The sequence below is a fragment of the Chthonomonas calidirosea T49 genome (genome assembly GCF_000427095.1).
Lineage (GTDB): Bacteria > Armatimonadota > Chthonomonadetes > Chthonomonadales > Chthonomonadaceae > Chthonomonas > Chthonomonas calidirosea.
In genome coordinates, this window is sequence record NC_021487.1 from 2,326,502 (window position 1) to 2,344,180 (window position 17,679).

At 56.5% G+C, this 17,679-nt stretch carries 15 protein-coding genes; 8 read left to right on the plus strand and 7 right to left on the minus strand.

The genetic code is table 11. From position 1 onward, the window contains the following. Positions 1-63 precede the first annotated feature (63 nt). Entirely contained in the window at positions 64-930 is an 867-nt protein-coding gene (locus tag CCALI_RS09665; protein ID WP_016483300.1) for a sugar phosphate isomerase/epimerase family protein, read from the plus strand. A 126-nt stretch (positions 931-1,056) separates the two neighbouring features. After that, positions 1,057-1,272 (plus strand): hypothetical protein, encoded by a 216-nt coding sequence (locus CCALI_RS09670; RefSeq protein WP_016483301.1) that lies wholly within the window; start codon positions 1,057-1,059, stop codon positions 1,270-1,272. On the opposite strand, the gene CCALI_RS09675 is transcribed toward CCALI_RS09670, so the two are convergent. The 5 genes from CCALI_RS09675 to CCALI_RS09695 form a co-directional block, all read right to left on the minus strand. Further along, positions 1,252-1,830: a hypothetical protein gene (locus tag CCALI_RS09675; RefSeq protein WP_016483302.1), complete on the minus strand. Its 579-nt coding sequence runs from the start codon at positions 1,828-1,830 to the stop codon at positions 1,252-1,254. The genes CCALI_RS09670 and CCALI_RS09675 overlap by 21 nt on opposite strands. A 9-nt stretch (positions 1,831-1,839) precedes the next feature. Further along, positions 1,840-2,955 (minus strand): FecCD family ABC transporter permease, encoded by a 1,116-nt coding sequence (locus tag CCALI_RS09680; protein WP_016483303.1) that lies wholly within the window; start codon positions 2,953-2,955, stop codon positions 1,840-1,842. Then, complete coding sequence (locus CCALI_RS09685) at positions 2,956-3,948, minus strand: ABC transporter substrate-binding protein (protein ID WP_016483304.1); 993 nt, start codon at positions 3,946-3,948, stop codon at positions 2,956-2,958. A 187-nt stretch (positions 3,949-4,135) separates the two neighbouring features. Beyond that, positions 4,136-4,903, minus strand: a complete 768-nt coding sequence (locus CCALI_RS09690) for a pseudouridine synthase (RefSeq protein ID WP_231730020.1) — start codon at positions 4,901-4,903, stop codon at positions 4,136-4,138. Then, on the minus strand, positions 4,857-6,233 hold the full coding sequence (locus tag CCALI_RS09695) for a D-alanyl-D-alanine carboxypeptidase family protein (RefSeq protein ID WP_016483306.1): 1,377 nt from the start codon (positions 6,231-6,233) through the stop codon (positions 4,857-4,859). The genes CCALI_RS09690 and CCALI_RS09695 overlap by 47 nt, the downstream gene beginning before the upstream one ends. A gap of 285 nt (positions 6,234-6,518) precedes the next feature. Between CCALI_RS09695 and CCALI_RS15260 the strand changes: the two genes are divergently transcribed. From CCALI_RS15260 to CCALI_RS09725, 6 genes are all read left to right on the plus strand, one after another. Beyond that, the gene (locus CCALI_RS15260; protein ID WP_016483307.1) at positions 6,519-7,265 is read left to right on the plus strand and encodes a prepilin-type N-terminal cleavage/methylation domain-containing protein; all 747 of its coding nucleotides are present in this window, start codon (positions 6,519-6,521) and stop codon (positions 7,263-7,265) included. Between the two features lie 18 nt (positions 7,266-7,283). Continuing rightward, entirely contained in the window at positions 7,284-7,553 is a 270-nt protein-coding gene (locus CCALI_RS09705; protein ID WP_016483308.1) for a hypothetical protein, read from the plus strand. A gap of 64 nt (positions 7,554-7,617) precedes the next feature. Further along, positions 7,618-7,863: a hypothetical protein gene (locus CCALI_RS09710; RefSeq protein ID WP_155850532.1), complete on the plus strand. Its 246-nt coding sequence runs from the start codon at positions 7,618-7,620 to the stop codon at positions 7,861-7,863. A gap of 765 nt (positions 7,864-8,628) precedes the next feature. Then, positions 8,629-10,542, plus strand: coding sequence for an S-layer homology domain-containing protein (locus CCALI_RS09715; protein ID WP_016483309.1), 1,914 nt, complete (start codon positions 8,629-8,631; stop codon positions 10,540-10,542). A gap of 214 nt (positions 10,543-10,756) precedes the next feature. Continuing rightward, complete coding sequence (locus CCALI_RS09720) at positions 10,757-11,020, plus strand: hypothetical protein (RefSeq protein ID WP_016483310.1); 264 nt, start codon at positions 10,757-10,759, stop codon at positions 11,018-11,020. Positions 11,021-11,115: 95 nt separating this feature from the next. Beyond that, the gene (locus tag CCALI_RS09725; RefSeq protein WP_016483311.1) at positions 11,116-11,964 is read left to right on the plus strand and encodes a metallophosphoesterase; all 849 of its coding nucleotides are present in this window, start codon (positions 11,116-11,118) and stop codon (positions 11,962-11,964) included. Here the strand turns inward: CCALI_RS09725 and CCALI_RS09730 are convergent. Then, the gene (locus tag CCALI_RS09730; protein WP_016483312.1) at positions 11,961-15,461 is read right to left on the minus strand and encodes a tetratricopeptide repeat protein; all 3,501 of its coding nucleotides are present in this window, start codon (positions 15,459-15,461) and stop codon (positions 11,961-11,963) included. The two genes, CCALI_RS09725 and CCALI_RS09730, sit on opposite strands and share 4 nt — an antisense overlap. Next, complete coding sequence (locus tag CCALI_RS09735; protein WP_016483313.1) at positions 15,452-17,677, minus strand: glycosyltransferase family protein; 2,226 nt, start codon at positions 17,675-17,677, stop codon at positions 15,452-15,454. The genes CCALI_RS09730 and CCALI_RS09735 overlap by 10 nt, the downstream gene beginning before the upstream one ends. Positions 17,678-17,679 lie beyond the last annotated feature (2 nt).

Sequence of the window (17,679 nt, forward strand, 5' to 3'; positions counted from 1 at the left end):
AACCAGAGAACTGGATGCGGCTTACCCGCGAATGCGGCTTCGCGGCTCACTCCTTCTGTGCCGATGTCATACGACCCCTTTTTTTCTGGCGACCGGCCGTTTCAGCTGGAGCAGGCCAGGGCGACACGAGAGGCGGCCGCGCGTTACGGCATCACCATCTGCGACCTCTATACCGGCGTGGCGACCCACCGTTTTCACGGCCTCTCGCACAGCGATCCTCGTCCACGCCAGCGCATGAAGGAGTGGATAGAGGCCGCCGCCGAGATCGCCGTAACGTTGGGAACCGATCTGCTAGGAGGCCATTGGGACGCTTTCTCCTGTGAGGTGCTGGCCGACCCGCAGCGTACGCGAGAGGCCACAAACCGACTGCATCAGACGTTTCGCGAGCTCGCCCAAAAGCTGCGCGCTAGCGGCCTGCGCGCGCTTATGCAGGAGCAGATGTACATTCCTAGCGAGAAGCCCTGGACGCTTGAGGAAGGCGAACGTTTTCTTCTCGAAGTCAATCGCGATAGGGGCGACGCTTTGCCGGTGCTGCTCACCCTGGATGTAGGCCATCAGGCCGGCATGCACTACGGCCTTGCTGGGCCCGACCTCGATTATACCGAATGGATACGTCGGTTCGGCGCGACCTGTGCCGTCATTCATCTGCAGCAAACGACCCCCGATGCCTCGCACCACTGGCCCTTTACGGAAGAATACAATCGGCGTGGCCATATTCGCATGGAAAAGGTGCTGGAGGCCTTACAACGGAGCCATGCGGAGTACGAACAAAGTCCCCTTGCTCAAGTGCTTCCTCGAGCGACCAAGCAGTGGCTTGTGGCCGAGATCATCCCCGGCTCGACGAAAACGGAGGCGCAACTGCTGAAGGAGCTGGAGGAGACAGCCCGGTTTCTGCGTGGCTATGTTCCCGAAGGAGGCCTTGTGATGTGAAGTTTTTCATAGTCTGAAACAATTTTCGAGCGCTTTCGTCTATGCTGTTAAGAAACGAGCAAAATGTGGAACAACCAAGGGTGAATCGGCTGTTGTGGTTAGTACGGAAGTATGCTGAGGTAAGGAATGGAACAGGACGAGAAAGCGCTCTATTTAACCGAAGAAGAGGCCTTGGGACTGCTGGAGTTGGCGCTAACTAGCGCAACTGAGATGAATGCGGAGCAGCGCAGCGCCCTCATGAAGCTTACGGCTTTTTGTAGGGAGGTATGGAGCCGTAACACGACCCGCGACGGCCAGCAGAAGTTGGAGAAGGAGCCGTGTTCACCCTACAGCTCCTCCTGATGCCTCTTCTTTGGCAGGCGCTGGTTCCGCGGTTGCCAGCCGTTGGGCGTAGCGACTTTTAGCCCGATGGCGCCTAATCCACTCCGCAATCTGTTTCGCTCGCTCCTCCTCTCCCAAATGCCGATAGGCCAACAATAAGCGATAGTGTATCTCTCCATCCCTATCAAAACCCATGTTGCCAAAACGATGAAAGTACTCCAGCACGGCGGCCGCGTCGGCGTAGCGCTTCTGCGCTAAACGACGGAACCCAAGTTCCCTAAGCTCCACAAACAGCTTCTCAAGCCAGTAGCGCGAAATAAACGAAAGCGCAAACACAATGGCAAAGTAGAAATAGATAAGGTTGTAGTTACGATAATGTGGTACCGCTAACGAGAAAGCGATGGAAAGAAGCAGCAGCACAAGCAACAGAGCACCTAAACGCTTCCAATAGCCCTTAAACAGCTTGTCGGCCTCTTTTAACGTCTCTGCCGTGGGCGTTTTTACACCAGGCCGATTGTCCTGCGCTGAGGGTGACGTCGTATGTTTCTGCTTGCGCCCTTTGGAACGTAGTCTTGCCATCCTCTCCTCCTAAAAGGGTTCCCGTAACTGCTTACGTAGCAAAACAAAGAAGAGTGGCACGCCGAAGAGAGAGGTGACCACTCCCACCTGAATGTCGAACAGATAGACGCGCGCCATCCAATCGGAGAGCACCAGCAGCAGCGCGCCTAGTAACATGGCCGCTGGCAACAGGTGCCGATGGCGCGGCCCCACCACCTGCCGCGCAGCATGAGGAGTTACGAACCCAATGAAGGCGATAATGCCGGCTGTCGCCACGGCCGCCGCGGTGACGAGCGCGCCCGCCACGATGATCGTACGTTTTAATCGTTCGGTGTGTACCCCCAAGTGCGCTGCTGTCTCCTCTCCAAATGTGAGGAGGTCCAGCTGCGGTGCCAGTCTCCATAAGAGCAGCGTTCCGAGAAGGCCAAAAGGCAGCAGCAGGCCAAGTTTTTGCCAATCCACGCTCTCCAAACTGCCGAAGAGGGTTGCCATAATGCGCGCTTCTCTATCCGCACCAGCCTGCATTCCTAAGGTAACAATAAGGGGTATCAACGACCAGCAGAAGGTACCAACGATCACCCCCGCCAGCAACAGCGTTTGCGGGGAGATGCGCCCGCCTACGCGCGCGATGAATAACACGAACCCAACAGCAAGCACGCCGCTTGCAAAGGCTGCCACCATTTGAGCATAGCCCCCAAGCCAAGCCGTTCCCCCTAGAATGACAATGAGCAAAGACCCCAAGGCCGATCCAGAGGCGATCCCCACCGTGTAGGGATCGGCCAAGGGGTTCATGAGGAGGCTCTGAAACGCCACGCCGACGGCGGCTAGCAGCATGCCCACCAAGGCACCAGCCAGCGCGCGCGGAACGCGCTCCTGCCAGACGATGACATCGGCATAGGGCACGGTAGCGACCTTAGGCGCCAAGGGGTGGAGGAAGGGCATATGGCGCAAGAGCGTCTGCGCCACGACCGACGGGGTCACCACACGCGCCACGTCGGAGGGCCCCATCCAGATGTCGAGCAACAGCGCCCCAAACAGTAACAGCGTAATCACCAGAAGAAACAGCAGGGTGCGCCTCAGATGTCTATCTCCAATAAACGGCTTTCCTTCTCTGAGATGCTCCCGAGTTTCCGACACTTCTGCCATCTAGGGTGCCGTCCTTACAAGAGCAGAACGGTTGAAGTGAGCCATCTCATGAGGGTGCAGGTAACGGGCCAGAGCCACGACGGCGTCCGCCATGCGGGGGCCGGGACGTTCGAGGGTGTCTATCGCGGTGAAAAAGCGATTGTTGCGTACCGCTGGCACCGCCTGCGCCCATCCGGGCATCTGGCGTATTGCAGGCACAAGCTCAGGGGCACACAAAATTACCTCCGGCTGAAGCGCAACGGCCTCCTCCGGAGAAATGACGTTGCCCGGAGGAGGTTTAGCCACCACGTTGACCCCGCCTGCGATGGTGATGAGGTCGTTAATAAACGAGTTGGGGCCCGTGGTGTAGAGCGGATTGGTTCCGTAGAGGATGAGGACGCGCGGCCTATGCGGCGCTTTTGCTACCGCTGTGCGAACCGCATTGAGCTTGGCCTGAAGTGATTGCACAAGGGCTTGAGCCTGTTGTGAGGTGCCTGTGGCCTCGCCGAGGAGCAGAATAGAGCTTAGAACGGCTTTGACACTGCTTACATCTATGGTGAGCTGTGGGACGCCCGCCTTTTGTAGAGGAGCTAGGAGGTTATGATTCAGGTCTTTAATGTCAATCACCAGATCGGGGTTTTGAGCTAAGATCGGCTCGATGTCGTTGCTGAGGGCGTTGAAGTGGGGTTTTTGTTTTGCTTCCGGTGGGTAGTCACAGGCCGTAGTATCGAGTACAAGGCGGTTTTGCAAGCCGAGCTTGTAAAGAATTTCGGTGATGCTGGGCGCACAAGAGACAATACGCTGCGGATACCGTTTCAGTATCAGATGGTGCCCAACAGTGTCCACCAAGCTCGTTATCGTGCCCGAAGGCGATTGCGGGAGGGCGGTAGCTCGTTTTGCGGAGGGCGTGTTGCTGCACCCCGCTCCAATTCCCCAAATAAGCCCTGCTGTCAGGATAACCAGTGCAAATCTTTTCATGGGCGTATCCACGCAAAAACCGCCGGCTTTAACCATGTGGGGCTGTGCCGCTCCTCCTTTCTTCGTTCCGTCGTTCCTAAATATGGTACCTTTTCGGATGGGAGAGATGGACGTTGAATGGAGTGTGGTGGTCTACGAGAGCCTCTGCACGCCAGAAGGGAACGCAGGCGTCCCGCCTGCAAAAGGAACGTAGATGTCCCACCTGCAAATCGTTTACAGTCGTTTACAGCGGCCGCTGCTTGTGGGTAAGTAGAAGCTTTTGCTGTTGCTCAATGAGTGTGCGGAGGGCAGCAAGCTCATCCGGGCGAAGTTTGCGCCAAGTGCCTGGGGCCAGACCTTTAAGGCGAAGGTTGCCAAAGCCGATTCGAGTGAGTTGACGAACTGGGTGCCCTACGGCCTCCATCATGCGCCGCACCTGACGGTTGCGACCCTCCCGAATAGTGATATCCAAAATGGTAGACTGTGTGCCCTTATCGTAATCCACAAAGCGGACCTCTGCCGGTGCCGTTAGCCCGTCCTCTAGCACTACCCCCTCTGCGAGGCTACGAGCGGCCTGCGGTCCCACAAAGCCTTTGGCCACAACACGATAGGTTTTAGGGATTTCGAAGCGCGGATGGGTGAGTTTGTAGGCCAAATCGCCGTCATTTGTCAACAACAGCAGGCCGGAGCTGTTGATGTCGAGCCGACCCACCGGGTAGACGCGGGCAGGCAGCGGGCCCACCACATCGAGCACCGTTGGACGACCCCTGGGGTCTTGCACGGTGCTCACCACCCCAACGGGCTTATTTAGCATGAGATAGAGAAAAGGTTGTGCGTTTTCCAGAGCGATGCGCTCTCCGTCCACGGTAACCACATCGTGGGTAGGGTCAATGAGCTGCCCTGGTTCCGTTACCACTTGGTGGTTGACGGCCACACGCCCCTGTTTTATCAGCTCAGCACAGGCTCTACGAGAGGCGACTCCAGCGGCGGCGAGCGCCTTTTGCAAACGCACCGATTCCTGCGACATAACGAAAGGATACCAGACAAAGAGCCAAAATAGCGGCATCCCGAAGCAGAGGCGGCCAGAATGAGGAGGGCGCCTTGGTGAGCTCCTTCACGGCCACGCCATCGCCGAACGCGGCTACAAGGGGCACCTGCACCACGGGAACGCCGTTAACCAGTCCTATGGCCTCTCCTACCTTTTCGCCAGGCTGCACCGGAGCCGAAATCGGGTTAAGCCGCATCTGCAGCCCCAACGAGGCGTGGGCCTTCTTAGGTAGCACCACCTCCAACCTATCTGCCGTACGCACAGGGATGCGGGGCATCACACCATGCACCACCGAGCAGACCCCCACCGGTTGGCCGGCCGCTTCGAGCACATGAGGTTCAAAGTTGTGAAACCCGTAGTTCATGAGCGCCTCAGTATCTTTAACGAAATGAGGGCAGTTTAATACTACGGAGATCAACTCCCAACCGTTTCGCGTGTCGGAGCCGACAAAACAGTGTCCGGCGGGCACTGTCCAGCCGGTTTTGATGCCGTCTGCTCCTGGAAAGTGGCCTACGAAGTGGGTATGGTTTTGCATCACCACATCGTGCTTATCTATGGAGCGTTGGATAACGGCTTTGGTCAGCCCGACCACCTCGCGAATGCGTGGCACCTTCATGGCAGCGCGTGCAATGGTGGCGAGGTCACGAGCGGTGGTATAGTGCCCTTTTTGGGTAAGGCCGTGGGGGTTCATAAAGTGGGTGTGTGTGCAGCCGAGCTCTGCTGCCTTCTGGTTCATCAGGGCAACGAAAGCCTCTACGCTGCCGGCCGCCTTTTCTGCTGCGGCTACAGCGCCGTCATTCGCCGAGCGCAGAAGAAGGGCCCGCAGCAGGTCATGCGCAGTAAGGCGTTCCCCTACCTTCAGGTGCATAGAGGATTGTGGTGTAGAGGCAGCTCGCTTGCTGGCCACAATGATGGCGTTATCGGGCACACGTTCGCAAAAGACAAGGGCTGTCATAATTTTGGTGCAGCTGGCCATGGGAAGCTCAAGATCGGGATTGTGGGCATAGAGCACCTGTCCATCGGCAGCGTCTACAAGGATGGCGGCGCGCGCGTGGATGGGCGGCGGTTTGGGGAAATCGGGTAACGGTTTGGGGTCTACTGGCTGAGACGGCACAAAAGTTTGCGTTACAGGCGCAGCCACCGGAATAAGCTTGGAAGCTGTGGCGAAGACCCTCGGCCTCGATGGCAGATGGGGCGAGGTTTTATGCCACAACTTCCAAGCTAAAAACCCACCTAGAATCGCCACAAAGCCGATAAGCCACCAAGGATAACGCAGCTGCGGCGGTGACGGCAACGGATGACCGGGACGATAGAGCGTTCTGATGTTTCTCCTCCTACGATGCCTAAAATCGGCAGATAGGGCGTCAGAGGTAGAGCTATTTTAGCAGGTTTTTGGAGAGAGTGCAAGCTGACATCCGGTTCGTGTGAGTGGAATGGAAGCCACTTAGATAAGGAGAAGGATTTTGCCAAGTGTGGTATAATAATAGAAGAGGGTGCGCATTTTCGCGAGCCCATCTTTTTAAAAATCGGTTGCTAAACATGTTTAGCAACGTCGAATTCCACTAAGGAGCTAAAAGTTATGAACAACTCTTTTCTCTCAAAGCAAAGGGCCTTTACGCTCATCGAGTTGCTCGTGGTTATCGCTATAATAGCGATACTTGCAGCCATTCTCTTCCCCGTTTTCGCCCAAGCACGAGAAAAGGCTCGAGCCGTCTCTTGTCTTTCTAACGAGAAGCAGATCATGCTTGGGGAGCTGATGTACACGCAGGACTACGACGGCGTGCACAGTTGGACGTGGGGTTGGTATCCCTCCTGGGTACCCTGGCACCAGCAGATAGACCCCTATATCAAAAATAAGCAGATATGGCACTGCCCAGACGACGCTTGGAGTCGTGGACAGGATGCGGCCAACCCCAAACAGCCTGCCATTCCGGTAACTTACAGTCAAAACTTTATGTGGCCTCTGGGCAACTGGGGCTGGGGGCCCAACTCTCCTAGCTACGAGATGTCTCCTGCCAGTGCGCCCGATTCAAGCATCACCAACCCTGCTACCACCATCTTTGTAGCAGAGCGTCCCAACTGGTATCACCAGTGGAGTGAAGGGTGGGCTACCGAAGTGTTCTGGAACTACGGCGAGTTCAATATGCAGGGGGGTGGGGCCACCATTCACAGCCAGGGTAGCAACTACGCCATGTGTGATGGCCATGTAAAATGGATGCGCGAAGATGCTACCCGCCAACCTATCGGCATTCAGGTTACGAACCCTGACCCCGTGCTGGTGCAGTCGGGCGTTTGGCCTAACGGCATGTGGGATAAGCGCCAATAGTTTGAGAGAGGAACTACCATGCAAAAAGAGGTTAATCCCGTTGTTGTGATCGCCGTAGTAGTAGTGCTTGTTGTGGGCATTGTGGGTGCGCTGGTCTACTTCACCAGTCCTCATACCCCACCCGGAGTGAAATATACCCCAGGTGTGCCTCCTTGGAAGAACGGGCAACCCTACCAGCCATGGCAGGGCATCAAGCAACAAGGGCAACCTAACGGTTCCATGGGCGCCCTAGCGGCTCCGGCAGGCTCTCCTGCGGCTCCAGGAGCGGTGCCGCCTACAGGTCACTAAGCTCGGCGCGACTTTTGGGGAGAAACTCCTAGCCCAAAACTGGGCTAGGAGTTTTTATCCTGTTTTGGTAAATTGTGAAATTCGATGGGCAGGATGGGCAGGCACAGGGGCAAACGGGCAGGCACAGGGGCCTGCCCCTACAATGGATGTATGGTTGGTTTGTAGGGGCGACCCCCCGTGGTCACCCGATGGTATTCACCACAATCGTCGTGGTTTTGGGAAATTATGGGATGAAACGGGCAAACATGAATTTCCAAACGGGCAGGCACGGGGGCCTGCCCCTACAATGGGTGTGTTGATGTGTTTGTAGGGGCGACCCCCCATGGTCGCCCAATGGGATTTCCCATGGCCGTCCGATTGTGGTAAATTGCAGAATTCAATGGGCAGGTGTGGCGGACGTGTGGTTGGTTTGTAGGGGCGACCCCCCGTGGTCGCCCAATGGGATTTCCCATGATCGTCGTGGTTTTGGGCACATTGTGGAATTCAATGGGCAGGCACAGGGGCCTGCCCCTACCCAACATCCACCTATTCCCTCGCCCTGTGGGAGAGGGTTAGGGTGAGTAGGAAAGATCAAAGCCTTCATAACCCTATTCTGTCACAACGAAAACGCTTTATCGTTTTTCATCTCAGCAGGGCAGCATCTCCCCTCGAAGGGTATGCTGTTCTGTGAAGATAGCTACTGTGGTTGACAGACAGGTAAAATGTGTGCTACACTGTGGCTGTCTCGAACAAATGCGTGTTGATTCGGGAACATCAACACGCGATGAAGCGTTAGATATAAGTGAAAATCGAACGCTTCCGTACGTTTACCGAAGTCCTCACTTCCGGTCGAAAGGTAGCGTAAGCCATAGGAAAAGGCCATCCGCGCTGAGGCGGTCTTGGGAAAGAAGCAGGATACAAAGGATACTCTTCTAGAACAGGTCGCCTAGCAAAAGGGTGTACCGTTTCGGGCTGGCGTTGCTGCCTTCGTTCGGTGGAGGAGTTCGGGAACCAACGGAGCGCGTTCTCTCGCATGGGAGGCGCGCTCTTCGTGTGCCAAAAACCAAACTCAAAACTTCCACTAAGGAGGCAAAAGATGCGAAAGGTATTGCCCTACCTAGGCACCTCTCTCGCGCTGCTTGCCGCCGCCTGGGCGATGCCCGCAAAGGCTCAGGACCAGAATCCGTTTAAAGATGTGCCGACGGACCACTGGGCCTATCAGGCGGTGACCGACCTGCAGCAGAAGGGGATCATCGTGGGCTACCCGGATGGCTACTTCCGGGGTCAACGTACACTCACCCGCTACGAGTTCGCGGTCGCTCTTGAGCGCGCACTCCAGAAAATTCAGGCCATGCCTGGCCCTCCCGGCCCACAAGGCCCTCCCGGCCCGCAAGGAGAGCAAGGCCCTCCTGGCCCTCCAGGCATGACGCCGGAAGAGGTTACCGAGCTTCGTAACCTCACCCATGAGTTCCAAACCGACTTGGCCAATCTTGGCGCCGACGTTAAGCAGATCAATCAGCGCCTTGATGAGCTGGCCGACCAGGTAAAGGCCATCAATCAGCGCCTAGATAAGATGCCCAAGGTGGGTGGGGACGTCTTCTTTGGTGTTCGCAGCAACCTCTCTCGCTTGCCGTTTATAGACGAGAACGGCACCTTCCAGCCCGCCAATAAGTCGCTGGCTGAGAAGGTCTACTCCACCCATGACGTCCACCTCACCGTCGGCGCGAATTTGCCCGACAACGTGAAGCTCAACCTCGACCTGGTAAGCTCCAACTACCTTTCTAGCTATACCAGCGGCGGATTGGGCACAACGCCAGGGGCCTCTGTAAATGGCTATCCGCAGGACACCACCCTGTATAAGGCCAACTTGGATATCCCGATCTCCTTCCTCGGTAAGAATACCACCCTTACCATTGGACGATTTGGGAACCAAGTGACCCCACTTACCTACTACCGGCCCAACACCGACTACTACTTCGACCTGCCTTGGTATCAGAACGGGGACTGGATTCAGGATGGTTTCCGCCTGCAGTCTAAGTTCGGCAGCGCCGAGACCCAGCTGTTCGCAGGTAGCTTCAGCTCGCTCACCGGTACCGGTGCGACGCCGAACATCAATACGCCGGTCATCGGAAACGTCTACGGCATCCGCGGCTTCAACCCCATTACCCCGTTCTACGGCTTGAATATGCTGGGCAATACCGTGGCGACCCAGGTGGCCGGTTTGCACATCGGTGTGCCGCTCTTCAAGCTCGGTGAGATCGGCGTGTCGCTCATAGATACCAGCGGTCCCGTTGCCACCGGCCCGCTGGCCTTCAACAACGTGTTGGTCTATGGCGTTAACCTGAAGCTAAAAGAGATAGGTAAGTTCAACGTGAACGCCGAGGCCGCCAAGAGCGTGCGCGGCAAGAACATCACCGATACGGTGGGTTACAACGGTGACGACAACGCCTACAAGCTCGATGTGAGCTACAACACGGGCCCGTTGAACGCCGACGTGAACTACCTGTATGTTGACCCAGCCTTCGGGGCTCCGGGCTACTGGCTGCGCATTGGGAATTTCTACAACCCAACCAACCTCCAAGGCCCAAGCGCTCGCGTTGGCTATACCTTCTCGGATAAACTCTCCGCCTATATCGGCGGTAGCTACTTCGCCGGGGCGCGAAACCGTGTGGTTCCCGGTGGCGCTGGGTTCACAACGGGTAGCTTCGTCGTCGTGGGTAAGGCGGGGGTGAAGTACTCCCTCAACAAGTATCTCGATCTTAGCGCCGACTATGAGGGCGACTTCTACAACCTGTCCGGCTCCGTGACACCACTTCATAAACCGGGCTATCCGACCGAGCAGTACGTCACCTTTGGCGTGGGGGTTCATCCCACCACCAACACCACCCTGCAGTTGGCTTACCAGCTGTTGACCTACCGTGATACCGGCGGTGGTCTGGGTGGCGCCCTTCCTGGTGGCAAAACCTCTAACGCCAACGTGCTCACCATTCAGGGCAACGTCAAGTTCTAAGCGGTTTATAGAACGGACTTGAAGAACCGTCGAGCTGCAGCTCGACGGTTCTTTTTTGCCTCCTTGGTTTTGGGCGGCACGGCGGGCGTGCAGTAGTTTGCTGCATATGTGAGTACCAAAGAAAACATCGAAACGAAAGAGTCAGCTTTAATGTCATAATAAACGAGAGCCTCTCAGCCATTCGAGAGGCCGCCTAAAAGGAGGAATACAGAACATGAAACCCACACGTCTGTTCGCAATCGCTGCCGCTGGGCTTGCCCTTACTCTTCCCCTCTTCTCCGTGAGGCCCGCCTGCGCGCAAAACATGAACGATTCGTTCCAAACCGACTTGCAGAAAGCGCTGGATACCCTTAATCGTCTACAACAGCTTCTCGATCAGATAGCTAACCGACAAAGCAGCCAAAGTAGCGATCAGGGGAATATGAACAACTCGGGTAGCTCGGATAACTCTGATTCTGGCAACAGCGACTCGAACTAACTCCCCTAAGCCGAATCGCCTCCTGCCATTTTCGCGTACGACCGACAATAGAACGGTTCTTTTACGTATAGAGAATGGCAGGAGGTTTTGTCTGTATGCCCGACCGTCGTCTGTTGCGTCTCAACAAAACCCATAAGCCCGCACGGCTAACGCGTCGCCAACTCCTTCTTGCCGGTGCTCTGCTTGGCTTTGGAGGGTTGGTATGGGAGACCGAGCACCTGGTGGTGACACGCCATCGGTTGGAGGTGCAAGGGCTGCACGCGCCCTGCCGGGTAGTGCAGCTTAGCGATCTACATCGCTCTTGGTGTGTGCCGGAAAACTTCATTGCACGTGTGGTAAGCTGTACCCAACGCCTCAATCCAGACGTAGTGCTCTTAAGTGGCGATTTTGTGACCTCGCACTCCAGCTATATCGCCTCGTGTGCTCGTCAACTTTCACGCCTCCATCCACCTCAGGGAATGTATGCGGTGCTCGGTAACCACGATTATCGCTGCGACCAATGGCAAGGAGCACCGGCCGTACAAGAAGGGCTGCAGGCTGTTGGAATCCAGATGCTGACGAACCGGAGCCAAAAGCTGGATTGTGGCCTTCGTCTTGTGGGCCTGGACGACTGTGAGACAGGTGCCCCCGATCCCGATGCCGCCTTTGGTCGCCTCACTCCAGGCGAGCCACTCCTGGCCTTTACCCACAACCCCTTGCTCTTCGATGTGCTTTGCGGCTTCCCTTGCGTCACTTTGGCCGGCCATACACACGGCGGACAGATCTACATTCCTGGCGTAACCCCACTTTTTATGGACGAACGCGCCCGCTACCTGCGCGGCTGGTTCCAGAAACCTCAATGGCCAGGACGGATGTATGTCTCCTGTGGCCTTGGCACGATCGCTATCCCAGCCCGCTTTAACGCCCCGGCCGAGATCGCTCTCTTTGAGCTTGTTCCGGCTTAGGCAGCTGTCTGCTCGGTCAGCATGGCCTCTGCGAGCGCCAAATTGTGCTGCGCCTCAGCATGATCGGGATGGAGGGCAAGCTCCTGACGGTAGGCGAGTATGGCGGCCTCATAGGCGCGTAACTGGAAGTAGCAGTTCCCCAGCACGAAAAAGCCGGAACGCCGTTGCGGCTCTACCTGAAGGCCTGCTGCGTAAACGTCGGCGGCTCGATCGTAGCAACCCAGCTTATAGAGCAAATCCCCAGCATTAAAGTAGGCGTTGCCGTAGGCAGGGCCTACCCGGATCGCCTCGGCATAGCAGTCAACTGCTTCCGCGATCCGATTGAGAGCGGTAAGCACACGTCCTAAGTTAACATAGACCTCCGGTGTTTCACAACCTTGTGCGTTCAGACGTAAGTAAAGTTCTAATGCCTCCTCCCATCTCTGCAGATGTTCGCAGCAGGAAGCGAATTTGGCAAGCACGTCTGTCGCATCCGGTTGACGTAGAGCGGCTCGTTGCCAATAGATGTAGGCCTCCTCGTAGTCCTCTAATTCCATTAGGAGCTCCGCCAGCTCTCGCACCAACATTTCGTTGGTCGGCAGATGCTCCAGCAACATTTCCAGTACGTTGCGCGCCTCTTCTTTTCTGCCGAGCTTCTGAAGCATCTGGGCCATAAGATGGCGCGCTTCGTGCATGCCCGGCCGCAACTCCAAAGCTTTCTTGCAGCAATCGAGGGCTTCCTCGTAGCGCTCTTGCCCTCGAAGCGCGAGGGCTAGGGCGTAGTAGGCTTTGTAACTGCCAAGCCCCAGATCTCCCGCCTCTGCATAGAGATTTTTGCGTTGCGTGCCCAGTTTAATCGCTTCACTGAATGCGGCCTCGGCCTCCTGATAGCGCTCTAGGGCTAAGAAGCACTGCCCTTTTGCGAAGGAGAGACCCGAATGTTCGATCTTGAGGCTCTCCGCGTGTCGGCAAACCTCTAGTGCTTGTTGAAAATGGCCGAGGGCGTGAAGCGCCAGCGCCCATTCGTAAAAAAGGATGTAGCTGTATTCATGTTGCGGGCTGGCCTCTGCGGCAGCCTGCTCGAAGTAGCGCACGGCGTTAGCCATGTCGTTTTGGGTGAAGTAGGCGTTGCCCAAGTTGAAAAGTTGAAATGGCCTTAAGGTGGCATCTTGGCACTCGGCAACCTCGTGCTCAAGCATACGGATAAATCGCTCATGCTTGTTGCGCTCTTGCATGATCTCGTGCGCGTAGCCGTAGTGATCGAAAACAAGTCCTTCATAGGAGGCCGTTTTATAGCCTAGTCGGGTGAGCGATAGCATGTTCTGTTCGTGCACCCGGCCTTCGAAACGAACTCCGGGCACAAGCCGAAACAGACGAACCCCGTGATGCACCACCACCTCGCCCTGCTCGTTACGTTGGGGGGAGGAGAGCCAGTTGCGTATTTTGACCATGTAGCCTCCCACGTCTGCAGGGGCCTTTTCAATGGCGTTACGAAAATGAATCCCTGCATTCGGCGCGATCTCCTCGTCCGCATCAAGCCAGAGCGCCCAATTTCCCGTGGCATGCTGAATGGAGACATTGCGTGCCTCCGAAAAATCGTCTTTCCAGACATGTTCGATGACTTTGGCGCCAAAAGAACGGGCGATTTGAGGCGTCTCGTCGGTGGATCCGGTGTCTACCACGATGATCTCGTCTACCACATCCTTTGCGCTTTGCAGACAGTTTGCCAAAAATCGTGCCTCGTTTTTCACGATCATGCAGAGCGAAAGGCGCGGTCTTCCCACGTCCCCTTTGCCATCAAGCGCTTTTTGAGCCTCTTGGTAGGCGCGCATCAGTTGGCGATACTCCTCCGAACTCTTCACCGTATGACGTCGGGAAGAGGGAACCGCCCGGAGGCGTTTGCGCGCCTCCTGCAGCACCCATCGTGCGCAGCGTTCCAAGGTTTTCCGCACCTGCAGTTCCCCTGGAGTCAAGCGAAAGGCTGCCAATGCATGTGGTAGGGCCTCCTTGCCTCGACCCTGCATCAATAGGAAGTAGGCCAGGTTGTGGTGCAAGTCACGTGAGTTGGGATGCTTTGTCACCGCCAGCTCAAGCACCTCAACAGCCTTTTGGTGGTTTCCAGTGTAGAAGTAACATAGGGCAAGCGCGTTACAAAGGTCGGCATCTTCCGGTTGCTCTTGTAAACAGGCCTCGATCTCAGGGAGCAGCGATTCCCACTGCCCTTCGCGCGCCCTTTGAAGCACACTTTTTCGGCGCGATTCCCAATCCAAGGTGGACTGTAGAACATCAGGTTCTGCATCTAGGGGCAGCGCCTCAAGCCCAAAGGGCAGAATCTCCGCTTGGCTCGGTTGCTCGCAGACCGCCTTTAAGCGCGACAGAGCGATGCGGGCCGCGTGCGCCCAAGTGTGGTTTTGCGCCATATGCTGGGCTGCACAGAGCCCGCGCTCTCTGGCCTCTTCACGATTTGAGGCTACCCGTCGCAAAAGCTCCACAAGTGCCTCCCCATCCGGCTTTGCCCAAAACGGCAGCCCAAAGGTTGGTATGTCGCCAATGCGCGCTTCCGGAAAATACTCTATGGTGGCCGGAATAAGGTAGGCGTTGTCGTTAGAGGCGAAGTCGAGCGCGGCGCCCTCACCGGTCACGATCACGGGTTTGCCGCAAGCCATGGCTTCGGCCACAGGCAACGCATAGCCCTCTCCACGATAGGGATGCACCAAACAGTGACAGCTAGCATAGAGCGCGGCTATCTGTTCATCGCTCAAGTCCTCATCGAGATAGAAAATGGGCGCACAAGCGCCGCTGGCCTGAAGTCGTGCTATCTGCTCTTGCAGCGTTTGGCCTCGATAAAAGCTTTTTACACCGAAATCTTTGATGATAAGCGCTACATCGTCCTTTGGGGTGAAAGCGCGTTGCCATGCCTCTAAAAGAATGTCTATCCCCTTGCGCGGAATCGTGCCGCCGACGAAGAGGAAAACAAACGTGTCGGGCTGAATGGCCGAGAAACGCGGATCGGCGACGAGATCGAGCGGAGGACGGTTCGGGTAAAAGCGGTTTGGATTAATGCCGCAAGGCACCACAAAAACCTTTTCAGAGGGTATGCCGGCCCGTAGATAGCAGTCCCGTACATAGGTGGAGTAAGCCCAAATTTCATCAGGCTGTTGTGCGGCGGTGACCCAATCGGCTGGAATCGCCCCGTACTCCCACGGCTGAATGACGATAAGTTTTCCATGACGGGGGCGGCACCAGTCAGGTGGCCACCTATGCCGTAGTGTAAGGGTCGGCTCCTCCGGTAGCAGCCGATTCTGTATCTCAAGAAGCTTGGTGCCGTGGTCCCCTTCCGGTGTAAAGGTGGCAGGTTCGTAGTGGTCAATGAAGGGTAAAAACGATGCATTGAAATCGGGGTCGTCTAAAAGCGCCAGCAGTAGCTCGCGATTGACGTGCGCAAGGCTGTGATGCACGAAAAACGAGCCATTCCAAACCAACGACTTTTGGCCTTGCGAGGCGATCTTTAAAGGCATGTACGTTTCTCCATAGAGATGTTTGTGGCGAATCGGGCCTCTCGTAAGTCCTCTAGACTATATATCGGCAGATTCACAGCGTTAGCCAACTCTTCCCAAAAGGGCGCCGCGTCCCCGCCCCTGAGCAGTGCCTTCACGCTGCGCACTAGCTTCCAGCGCTCCTCTAGCGCAAGGGGTTGAGCGATCAGGAAGACCTTCGAGCTGGCCTCTGGAGCAAGCTGTTGCAGATACTGGCGCAAAGCCGTAACCACGGTCTTATCCCCATCTCCCTGTGGGTTGAACCAGAGGAGAAGGCGTGCCTGTGCCTGGCGGCTTGCATGCTGCCAGAAGGCATTCACAAGGCATTTCCAATCCGACTCCTGAGACCATGAGGGGATGGCAAGAAAGTAAAAGAGTTCGGAAGGTGCGGAGGGAGGGGGCATCTGCTGAGCTTTTTGCAGAAGGCTCCGCAGCGTATCGCAGAGCGTTTCCGTTCCAGAGGCAGCTTCGAAGAGAGGAAGCCGCTCATTAAGCAGGGTGATCGCCTCCTCCTTACGCCCTATATCCATCAGCAACTTGGCGGCCTCCTCCACCGCCTCGAAAAGGAAAGGATGGTACTCAAGCGCTTTGCGGTAGGCAGGTAGAGATCTCTGCCAGTTGCCGAGCGCACGCTGGGCGCGAGCGAAAAGGGTGTGCATCCATCCGTCTTCGGGGAGATAGGCTATGGCCTCCTGGGCATAGTTGGCGGCAAGCGAAAACTCCCCGCGCTCAAAATGGTACGTCGAGAGCTGTGCAGCCGTGTGACCTAGTAGCGTTTTGCGAGCTCCCTCTAAACCCTCTGGTGATTCAGGCGAATACTGAAGCCATAACGACTCTAACCGTATGTCGAGCACCTCATAGTGGTGCGGAAAAAGGGGCCAGGCCAACGGGCGTTCGCCGGCCTGCAGCCGTGCATGCAACACGTGAAGGCGATGCCATGCGCTCTCCTCTTGCCCTAGAGCCCGCTCGACTCTACTTAAACTGTAGAGCGCTGCTAGGTCCTGTGGGTTCTGCACAAGCTGTCGCTCTAACAGCTGCTTCGCCTCCAAAAGATGCACGGTGCTTGCGGGGGAGTCTGGGGTTTGGAGAGCTAACTCGGCTGCAGCGAATCCTCTCAAGAAGAGGCTGGAGGGGTGAGACCCCTCTTTTGCGAGGCTCTGCTGCACACAAGAGAGCCCATCTAGGGTGGGCATGCGCAACCAGTGAATAAGCAGACGATGCTGCCGCTGAGAGGTGGGCCGATGGCGAAAGAGACGTGATTTCCGATCGGTAAGGCGCCATTGCTGGTAGAGGAACTCTAGTTTGTCCAGCAGCTTGGCAAGATGGTGGGCGTCGGTGTGTTGTTGCACGCGGGCATGGGCTGCAGCTGCGATGCGGAGCCTCTCTTCCGTGTTCTCCGGTGCCAAGTAAAAGGCGATGCGCTCCTCCAAGTTGTCTTCCGTGTAGAGCACGCACTCCTCTCCATCACGAAACACAAGACCGATTTCGAGGTTATCGGCCTCATTGAAAAGGAGGGCGCCACAGGCCGCCGCTTCATACGCGCGCATATTGCACTCCCCACGCACGCTGTGGTTGAACACAATTTTGGCGCGGTTCATCAGTTGGGTATAGGCCTGCCCATAGATTCCTGAAGCCAGCAGGACGCGATACTTCGTAGAAAGACGCGCCACACGTGCTAACATCTGCGTGCGACGCGAGTGAATGTACGGATGAAAGCTGCCGATGAACAACACCTCGATGTCGCGGTGCGCATCGTTTTCATAACCGGGCAGGAGGCGATGTTGTTGTGGGTTGTAGCCCCAGAGCAACGCATGTTCTACGTTCGAAAAGCCCATATCGCGCAGAATTTGGCAGCCGCCAAGGTCAGCAACCAGCCAGTCGAACACCTCAGCAACAGAGCGAATGGCGTATCCCCCCAAATTCCAATCGCCGAAAACACCCACAGTAAAGCAGTTTGCATGCTCCAGACCGGCGGGAAGAGGGTGGTATTCCGGCGAGCGATGAACGTAGATGTCGGGGTGCCACCCTTTTGGGCAGGCGTCGAGCACCTGCTGCCAGGTCATCCCTGGCGTGTAGCAAATATCTCCACCCTCCTTTTGGAGGCATAGAATCTCATCCCCAGCCCTCTCACGTCCAGGCAAGGGGCGTTTCTGAGCGAGTTCGGGAATCGCATTGCTAAATCCTATAAGAACGCGCATCT